This window comes from Holospora obtusa F1, from assembly GCF_000469665.2.
In the GTDB taxonomy this organism is placed as follows: domain Bacteria; phylum Pseudomonadota; class Alphaproteobacteria; order Holosporales; family Holosporaceae; genus Holospora; species Holospora obtusa.
Genome location: NZ_AWTR02000021.1, coordinates 1 through 5,155 on the forward strand (window position 1 = coordinate 1; position 5,155 = coordinate 5,155).

Annotated in this window: 5 protein-coding genes and 1 pseudogene; 5 read left to right on the forward strand and 1 reads right to left on the reverse strand. The window is 32.7% G+C overall.

Annotation, left to right across the window (positions count from 1 at the left end):
* Positions 1-1,438: 1,438 nt before the first annotated feature.
* The 5 genes from P618_RS09030 (at position 1,439) to P618_RS00825 (ending at position 4,090) form a co-directional block, all read left to right on the forward strand.
* Positions 1,439-1,576 (forward strand): IS1/IS1595 family N-terminal zinc-binding domain-containing protein, encoded by a 138-nt coding sequence (locus P618_RS09030; RefSeq protein ID WP_420805309.1) that lies wholly within the window; start codon positions 1,439-1,441, stop codon positions 1,574-1,576.
* Positions 1,577-1,686: 110 nt separating this feature from the next.
* Entirely contained in the window at positions 1,687-1,890 is a 204-nt protein-coding gene (locus P618_RS07625) for a hypothetical protein (RefSeq protein WP_021827603.1), read from the forward strand.
* 21 nt (positions 1,891-1,911) lie between these two features.
* Positions 1,912-2,196: a hypothetical protein gene (locus tag P618_RS07630; RefSeq protein ID WP_021827604.1), complete on the forward strand. Its 285-nt coding sequence runs from the start codon at positions 1,912-1,914 to the stop codon at positions 2,194-2,196.
* A 373-nt stretch (positions 2,197-2,569) separates the two neighbouring features.
* The gene (locus P618_RS00820) at positions 2,570-3,259 is read left to right on the forward strand and encodes an ABC transporter permease (protein WP_204365628.1); all 690 of its coding nucleotides are present in this window, start codon (positions 2,570-2,572) and stop codon (positions 3,257-3,259) included.
* Entirely contained in the window at positions 3,260-4,090 is an 831-nt protein-coding gene (locus P618_RS00825; RefSeq protein ID WP_021827606.1) for a division plane positioning ATPase MipZ, read from the forward strand.
* Between the two features lie 948 nt (positions 4,091-5,038).
* On the opposite strand, the pseudogene P618_RS09035 reads toward P618_RS00825, so the two are convergent.
* Positions 5,039-5,155: pseudogene (locus P618_RS09035) on the reverse strand (IS701 family transposase); the annotation flags it as partial.

Below are 5,155 nucleotides of genomic sequence, written 5' to 3' on the forward strand. Positions count from 1 at the left end.
GCATCGCTTAAATAATGGATGATTGTAATAGAATTTTTAAGAAAGTCAAACATCGATAGCAATGGTTACAAAAATGTTAATGATAGGTTATGTCCCCCTATCTAAGAAGAATAGTTGAAAAAAATATAGAATTAAGAGACGCTCTTTATACATATGAATAGTTGAAAAAATATAGAATTAAGTGACGCTCTTTATACATATGTGTATCGATAATATAGCAAAAACTGTTGGATTATAATAAAAAAAGCATTAATTGATTGATATACTCCCTGGCAGAACTCAATTTTCTGCCTAATTCATTGCTTTATAATTTGCCCAAAATTTCTCGATTGAATTTAACTCAGGTGAATAAGGGAAGCATTATCCATGATCACAACTTGTCTAGTGTTTAATTCTTTTATCAAACACTAGATCTACTTCATATTCGAATCAATATGAGTTCTTTCGTAATATTTATCGCTCTTTTTACCAACAAGTTTTTCACTTTTTTTTGCCTCATCCTCTATCTTTTCAAATAGTTAGCTCTATCCCGATTTCATCAATGTATACAATATTTTAACTGATATATTGTATCGCTTCTTGGTGTGTATCTAAGTTTTCTTTATGTGTTTCCACATCGATGAAGATTTTTTTATAAATAAAGCCTTGCGCGCCTTAACCAATACCGTGCTCCACTGGTACTCATTCCAAACTCACGAGCACTATCTGCTGATCTAAAATTTGGATGATTAGTTATATATTGAATAAAAGACTCTTTTTCTATAGTGGGCTATTTATTCCAAAAATTCTCGATTCTTTTTTTTACTGTTACCTGCTTTGATAAAATTTATGACCTTTTCTCTTAAATCTCACTCTCATCTACCTTTTTAGACAGATATATACTATATTTGAATTATAATTCAATTGTTTTTACTGTAATTAAGCATATTCGTCTAAAAAATCATCCTTTTTATGCGATTTGTAAAGTTCATAAAATTCAGCATAGGCTTACACACTTTAAAACATCCTTGGACCAATGGAAAGGTAAAAGTTACAAACAGAATCGTTAAACAATATACAAAAAAAAATATATTATTATCAGTACTTTTAAGAACTTAAAAATCATTTCATGGCTTTTTTTATAGTATAATCATCAATGCAAACTTAAATTATTGAAATATCAAACTTCCTTTGATATTTATTCTTAAAGATTTTGAGCTAAATCCGTCAAACTTTAATCATAATCCAAAACATATGTTGTTGGGACTGAACACTTACTTACACAGCAGATCTATTACAAAAATCGTGAACATAAATAATAGACGCGCAGAGAACTTTTTTGGATCGTAAAGAAAAAAATTTTTTTAAAGTATCAAAGATCATTTACGCAGTAGATTGATTATTGGGTACTTTTTTTCTAAAAACAAGAGTTTTGACGTTTAGATAGATTTATGTCAAAATACGACTATATAGTTGTAATTCCGAAAACTGCATAAGGAACGGTATAGTACGCAAGGTTCAGAGCTATAAGTGTAAGGAATGTGGTTATAACTTTGTTAAAGGTGACAAGAGGCGAAAAAAGGGAGACGGCTGTTAAAAAAGCTTTATGCGTCATTTTATACTCTTTAGCTAAGGCATCTTTTAACATGATGGGTAAAATTCTTGGACATTCTGCTTCTATTATATACAAAGTGGGGGGTGGCAGAGATGAAAAAAATACAAAAATCTGAGGTTTCAGGTCACATTCAAGCAATGAAATTTGATGAAATGTGGTATTTTTTCCAAAAAAAAATCGAAAACTCTGGATTATCAAAGCCGTTGATCATAGCGCACGGAGAAGAATTTCCTAGGTTACAGGGAATCGTGATGCTGAAACGTTCAGACGACTTTACGAAAAAGTCAAACATCTGAAAAATTGCACATTTTATACTGATGATTGGGATGCTTTCTCTAAAGTTCTACCAAAAAACCGCCATAGTATTGAAAAATCAGGAACTGTATAGAGCAGATAATAGTAATACAAGACATCACTTAGGACGAATGACAAGACCTACTAAAGTAGTTTCCAAGAAGGAATCTATGGTATACGGATCAATTAAGCTTTGGTGTGCGCTTACGACACCAGAAATCTTTAATCACTATGAAAAAACATTCCTATCTTTAGGTGAAAACTCTCAATTTACGATATATAAAAAAATCAACAAAACCAGCGTTTGAATGCACTATTGTTTATGCCTTGATCTTTCTGGCTATTTTTAGTAAGCTTTGGGGCTTTAAACTTCGTAACATTTTGGATACGATCTGTGATGCATTTTCAAATCCTGCCAAATATTTTCTCAATAAACTGAATGCATGTTCTTTACTTTACACCTGTAGAAAATATGGCATAATCAAAATCATCGAGGTCACTTCTTTGAGCAAATTGTATGAAGCGTTATTATTTCAATGACAAAAAAATCAAGATAATATTTTTTTCATGATTGTGTTAAAGAAAAATAAGATACTCACATGTGTTTTTTATTTTGGGTTTGTTTTTTTGTATCTTCCAATTTTTATTACATTCCTTTATTCTTTTAATAGTTTAAGCACAATGAGTTGGGCTGGGTGGTCCTTTAAATGGTATCACTTGTTATTTCAAAATCCTTTGCTTATGAGAGGATTCGTTGTAAGCATAAAAATTGCTTCAATTTCTGCCACTTTCGCGACGATATTAGGAACGTTATGCGCCAGTCAAGGAGGAGCAAACAAAGGGGCGCACTCTCATTTGGTTTGGATGGCCAGCTTATCTTTGGTGATTCCTGAAATTGTTATGGGGCTGTCATTATTATTATTTTGGGTCGCAATTATGAAAATTTTTCCTCAGTTGACGAGAGGATTTTGGAGTATATTCGTGGCACATACAACTTTGGGAACTGCTTACGTAACTGCTATTGTGAGGTCTCGTATAGTCAGCATTGACCCAGCGCTTAGTGAGGCAGCTATGGATTTGGGAGCTCGTCCTTATAAGGTATTTTTAGCGATTAAGTTGCCGTTATTAATGCCTGCGTTAGCTTCTGGATGGCTTTTAGCGTTTATTCTTTCATTTGATGACGTTGTTTTAGCAAGCTTTACTTCAGGTCCAGGGTACACAACTCTACCTCTAGTTATTTTTTCTTATCTTAAAATTGGATATACTCCGCAAATTAACGCACTTGGAAGTCTGATTATCTTGACGATTAGTTTGCTGATGTCAGGAATTTGGTATATCATTTATCGAAGAGGTTCCTCATTTGAGGCTTAAATGAATGCAAAAAAAAGCTCCCTTGTCGTTGTTTGGGGAAATGCTAAAGGAGGGGTAGGAAAATCTACGCTTGCTTTACATTTTGCGCTTCAGTGTATGTACGAAAAGTTAAGTGTTGCATGTTTTGATATAGACGGAGATCAAGGAACATTGTTTCGTAGTATAGAAAACCGTAAGCAATATTGTCAGCAACAAAATTTATCTCTTCCGGTTCCTGAAATTGTTCGTTTTTGTCCAAGCACTTATTCTACTGTAGATATGGCCAAACAAGCATTGGATGCGTGTTTAGAGATGCATCAACATGTGGACCTTTTGGTTATCGATACACAAGGCAGTGATACATTGTTAGGACGATACGTGCATCAAAAAGCAAGAGTTTTAGTAAGTCCTATCACGGAAAGTCCGTTAGATTTAGATTTATTTGTTAACATTAGTCAAATTCAAGATCAGTCTCATCTTACACTTCCTTTTGGAAGTTACGCTAATATGGTGTGGGAACAGCGTGTTGCAAAAGCTTCTCAAAGTAAAGAGCATCTAGAGTGGGTTGTTGTGCGCAATAGAGTAAATCATCAAATCTCTCGTACGCAAGTACATATAGAAAAAATTTTAAAAAGTTTATCTCCTAGAATAGGGTTTCATTTGGGGCCGAGTATTGGAGATCGATGTATATTTCGAGAGCTATTTTCGTATGGATTAACAGTTATGGATAAAGACGGACTCACAACCTTAGCTCATATTACTGCTCGTCAGGAAATAAGAAGTTTAACTCAATACATTTTATCTCTTTTAAAAAAAGTAAATACACATTCTGACATTAGAAGAACAACATAAAAGTTTTACTTTCACATATATTTTTGAAGAACAAAGACGACTTCTTCAATCCACAAAATAGATTATAAAAAGAGTATCAAAATAGGTTAATTTAATTAAGAGGTATTCTTTTTTGTTTTCTTGTAGGCTTCGTCCTCAATTAAGTTGATTTTTTTCGATATTTTTTGAAAATTTAATAAGAATTCAAAGGAAATGTGTGTTGAATGAGAGGTTATGTATTGCGGGATGATTAGTGTGATCGTATAAAAGAGGAGAGTTTACCTGGAAAACCAGGGTGTGTGGGCGTGACAGCCAAGAACAATTTCATGTTTTTTGAGGCTGTTTTATACCATTACCGTGGAAGAATTCCTTGACGTGATATTTCCAGAGAGTTTTTTTGATTTTAAAGCCACCCATACCCGCTTTATCCGTTGGAGCCAAAAGAGCGTATGGAAAAAGGTTTGAATACGTTTTTTCATGGCCTGTGACAATGGCGCGGTATTTTCTTAAGTTTAGCAAAAAAATTTTCGATCGAGTGACGGAAAAAGATATTTATCATAATTCGACTGCTTTTGCTATAAAACCAAAGCCCTTTGGAATCTTTTAGCTAAAATCGGACAAAAAATACTCGCTCACTGCGTTAAAATTACTAAGATCCTGACTAATAATGGAGCTCAATTTACCTATGCGCTTTTAGCTGAGCATTTTCGTCCTAAAAACAAAACCCATCCTTTTGATACGATTTGTAAAACTTATAAAATCGAGCATAGGCTTACACAATTTAGACATAATTGGACCAATGGTGAAGGTTACAAACAGAATTATCAAACAATATACAAAAATAACATATTATTATCAGTATTTATAAGAACTTAAAAAAATATTTTATTAATTTTTTTTATATTGTAATCACAAACGTAAACTTAAATCATTAAAATATCAACCTCCCTTTGATATTATTCTCTCATCTTACGTAGCACCTTTCAAAATTTGAAGTTCATTGAACATTAAAACATTGGCTTTTAACAATAGTTTTTGTTTTATTGCAAAATGATTCAATGAGATTTTCACTTTCAATAATTCTAA